This is a genomic window from Boseongicola sp. (assembly GCF_057460485.1).
Window position 1 is genome coordinate 1 of the sequence record NZ_JBVCWP010000318.1, and the last position, 4,111, is coordinate 4,111.

Annotated in this window: 5 protein-coding genes; 1 reads left to right on the plus strand and 4 read right to left on the minus strand. The window is 57.3% G+C overall.

The window, feature by feature from the left end:
• Window positions 1-155, plus strand: a 155-nt coding sequence (locus tag AC221Y_RS21115; protein ID WP_486708324.1) for an integrase core domain-containing protein, incomplete at its 5' end; no start/stop codon positions are given.
• 127 nt (window positions 156-282) lie between these two features.
• Here the strand turns inward: AC221Y_RS21115 and AC221Y_RS21120 are convergent.
• The 4 genes from AC221Y_RS21120 to AC221Y_RS21135 form a co-directional block, all read right to left on the minus strand.
• Complete coding sequence (locus AC221Y_RS21120) at window positions 283-540, minus strand: hypothetical protein (protein WP_299753776.1); 258 nt, start codon at window positions 538-540, stop codon at window positions 283-285.
• A gap of 62 nt (window positions 541-602) precedes the next feature.
• Entirely contained in the window at window positions 603-803 is a 201-nt protein-coding gene (gene rpsU, locus AC221Y_RS21125) for a 30S ribosomal protein S21 (RefSeq protein WP_299753777.1), read from the minus strand.
• A 170-nt stretch (window positions 804-973) separates the two neighbouring features.
• Window positions 974-1,861 (minus strand): DMT family transporter, encoded by an 888-nt coding sequence (locus AC221Y_RS21130; protein ID WP_486708322.1) that lies wholly within the window; start codon window positions 1,859-1,861, stop codon window positions 974-976.
• Window positions 1,845-4,111 (minus strand): PIG-L family deacetylase (locus AC221Y_RS21135; protein WP_486708323.1); only part of this gene is annotated, 2,267 nt, incomplete at its 5' end. The genes AC221Y_RS21130 and AC221Y_RS21135, both read right to left, overlap by 17 nt.

Consider the following 4,111-nt stretch of genomic DNA (forward strand, 5'->3'; position numbering starts at 1 on the left):
CAGTTCGCGGCGAGTGGCTCAGCCAATACATCTTTGAAACGATTGAGGAGGCACAGGATCAGGCCACGGTATGGCTCTGGACTTACAACAACGAGCGACCCAACATGGGCATCGGCGGCATAACACCTGACATGAAACTCAAAACAGCCGCCTGAATTCTACGGCTGGACCCCATTAAAATGACGGGGCCATGTATGTCCGCACATGATATCACCAGTTTTCTCGATGGTATCAGGCGACCCCGAATAACCTCTCTTGCTTGCCCCAGTCGAGGAGAAGAGGTCAGGTCAGGAAATGTCCGAGCGTGAGGTCGGGCGGCATGGTGCTGTCACTTATTGTGCGCTTGGCCTTCGGCGACAGAAATGCCCGCTGAGCGCGGATTGGGACAGCGTTATATTCATTGACCGCGCCAACTAAACTGTTGCGGTTTGGGTTAGAACCTTCTCCGGTCTTAGTGTCGTGCTGATTGATGATCACCAAGCAAGTATAAAAAAGTCCGAGCTTCCATACTCCGCTCAGCATCAGAGTGAGCAGGTTCATTTAATCTGACGCTGCCGCCACGGGCGGTTTCAAAATCCGTCAATGCAAAGCTATGACTTACATTACCCTTCGCGCTCTAATTTCTTACGCGCCAATTTACGGGCACGGCGGATTGCTTCAGCTTTATTACGCGCCTTTTTCTCGGACGGTTTCTCGAAATGTTGCTTGAGCCTCATTTCACGGAACACGCCTTCGCGCTGTAGCTTTTTCTTCAAGACCCGAAGGGCTTGATCGACATTGTTGTCGCGAACACTGACCTGCATGTGGTTTCCACCACCTCTCTAGAAAAAATTTACAATAACTTGCGGCGACCCGCCGTTTATCAAGGTGTTATTTCTTTGTCTAGTCTGCTGTGATGCGAAATGAAGGAGTCCAGTGGGCCGAACCGACTAAACTCGTCTGCACTATTTTATATGAGCTTCCGGGCAACGTTTTATACCGACGGTTGTGCGGCTGCTGCTGTGGGCGCGCGGTGCAGTGTGATCCAAAGCGTTGCGGCGATAATCAGCGACGCTCCGAACCAGAAGCTTAGGCTTGGAACCTCTTCGAAGACCCAATAGCCGACAGTCGTGGAGAAGATCAGGCTGGCATAAGACAAGATCGCGAGGAAAGCCGCCTGACCATATCTGTGCGCGCGCAAAAAACAAAATTGCGCGCACTGGGCGAAGGCTCCGATGGCAAGGAGCGCGGGCCATTGGTCTGCGGGCACGGGTTGCCATGATGCGAGCGCAAAGGGGACGGCGATCACCGTCAATCCGGCGGTGTAAAACGTCATCATCACAACGGTCGGCGCTTCAACAAGGCGGCGCGTCACGATCACGACCGCGGTTGCCGAGATGACGGTGATGACCTGTGCGGCAAGGCCGGAACCGCCAGAATGCTTGGCAGGTTCTACAGCTATGATGGCGCCAAGCAGTCCGACGAGGGCGGCGGCCCAACGACCTCGGGAAATGATTTCGCGCAAGATGAGCGCAGCGGCGATCATGGTCAGGATCGGACGGGTGAAGCCGATCGCCGTAAACAGGGCCAGCGGTAGGCGGGTGATGGCATAAAAGCTGGCCGTTAGGGCTATGGCAGAAAAGACGACGCGCATCAGGTGCAGCGGCAGGTCGGTTAAATTCGAGAAGGCTTGTCGGTGTTGGAGGATCCATGGAAGCATCAGAACGAGACCCACCAGTGCGCGCAGGAACACGATTTGGAAAGCCGGGTAGCCCAGCCCCACAGCTTTGACGATGGCCAGCGCCCAGATGTTGAGTGACATGTCCACCAACAGCCAGGCGGCACCAGTCAGATTGCGAGGTTGGTCAACTGCGACGAGCAAGAAGATTGGCCATTATGCGGAAGGCTCCGGGTGATAGCTTTTCCATTTGGTGGTGCAAGATGAGAGACATGTGGATGTGCCGCCCGGCGCCGACGTCAGCTGCCAACCAAGCACCGTGTAAGGGGGCTTCGTCTGGGTCGTGCATTGAGATCAGGGGTTTATAGGCCACGTCCCAATCTTTCGCGAAGTAAAGGCCGCGCTCTTTATGCCAGTTTGCCCAATCATCGGCCCCAATTTCGTTTGGGGTGTGAAGAAGTGAGTGGTCTGGCTCCAGCAGGTCAACCTTTGCGGCTTCGTCAGTAACGCGCCAACGCAATGACGGCTGCCCGATTTCAAGGCGATACGGCGCTGTTGTTTCAGCGTCCCAGTTGTCCCAAGGACGATGATAGAGCGTGACCAAGGTTCCACCATTGCGTGTCCAGGCGTGGAGGCGTGGCATTGCGTCGGACAGGCCGGGGCGAAATTTCATTGCGAAGATACCGACGACGATGGTGTCGAACTTTGCGAGAGTGGCGTCTGTCAGATCCGTGTCTGAGAGATCGGTGACATCCGTCCCCATGCGAGATAGCCAATGCGCGATCCGGTCGTTGCCGCCGCCAATGTAGCCGACGCGCACGTCGGGCAGCGTGGCGTTTACAACGCGCACTTTGATCTCGGCGGCGCGCACGAGGGCGCGGGGAGTAATGTGGGCGCGCTGGATATGCTGGATGCTTGCCGCGTCTTCGCCTTCGATCTGAAGTGTTAAAACGTAAAGGCCGGTTTGAAGGTCCTTCGGGGCCTTGATGAAGAATTGATTGTCGGTTCGCTCGGCATGCCAGCCCTCGGGGACTTTAAGAGTAACGTCGGCGTCTAGTGGGCCAACGTCTTCCACGCGAACCACAATGGTGCGGTTTGGTGCCGCCGTATTTATAATTTCGGCCTTTGGGCTAATCGTGGCGGCACGGGTTGGGACGACGACGGGCGTGGTCTCAAAGGGGACGGTTGTTGTCGATGTGAGGCCGTGGACAGTGACATTCACACTAAGGCAAGGCGCTTCGGGTGCGCCCGGCAGGTAGGTGTCGGGGTATGGGTTTGAGGTGGTCGCTGTTTTGTCGAGCGATAGGGTGTCGCCGTTCTGTGACCAGCCGCTCGGAAGGAAGGTGCTCACGTCCAAGGTGGCGGCGCCTGGATCGGTTTCAAAGACAACGTCTACGCTGTCACCGGGTCGCAGGACGTCTTTGGCGAGCGTGGCGTGAAGCTCAACACCTGCCGCGATGCGTATGACCTTGGAAAGCTGTTCTTCTTTACGGGCGAGCTTGTGGCCGAAGGCGCTTTGGTTGTCGGCGCTGAGGGCGTCGCGCGCGTATCTCAGCGCGGTAAGGGCGCGGGTTGTATAGACGAGGACTTCCGGACAGGACGGGAAAGCTGCGAGCGCAGCATCAATACCTTTCTGTGCGATTTCAAGGTGTTCGCTCGCCTCTGGCGCGGGAAGATCTGTAAGGGTTGCGGGCAAACTGGATACAATGTCGGTGTCGGGGCCGGCTACGCGCGTTTGTGCAAGGTGGAGGGGGAAATCTGTTTCGTCCCCGCGCCGGACCCATCGTCCCATGGCTTGGGTGGCGTGAAGGACGCGGCTTTGCTGTCCGATGCGCGCAAAACTCCAGCCGGTGACGAGATCGCTGTCTGTGGCTGTCACGGTCAGCGTCGCGGGAGGCGGCGGAAGGTCGTCGTCATAGGCCTGTCCAGCGCCGGACCACGCGGGAAGATAGAGTTTTTTGACCTGCCATGCGGGGAGATCGCTCCCTTTGAAATCCGGGTCTGCAGAGAGGCCCATGACCGTGTGGGCGGCTTCAGTCATTGCGCGGTGGTGGCCGTGTTGGCCCGGGACATCCAGAAACGTGGGACAGATGATGTCGGGGCGTTCGCGGCGTATAATCTCGACGAAACGCGCCAATGTCCGCTCGCGGCCCCATTTTCCAAGTGTCTCTTTGCCAGATTTTGAAAAGCCGAAGTCGAATATAGGGTCGTCTGGGCCTTCGGAGAGCCAATACATGCGTAGATCAAGCTGATCGCAAGCGGCTTCCATTTCCGCGGTGCGCAAGACGCCCAAGGCTTCAGTCGTTTCGGTGCCAATGTCGTTTTGCCCGCCCTCACCACGGGTCGAACAGGCGTAAGAGATGTCTATACCGTCGCGAAAACGCAGGGCTGCAAGCATGGCTGATGTTTCGTCGTCGGGGTGCGCCCCGGTGTTCATGAATGACACGATACTGC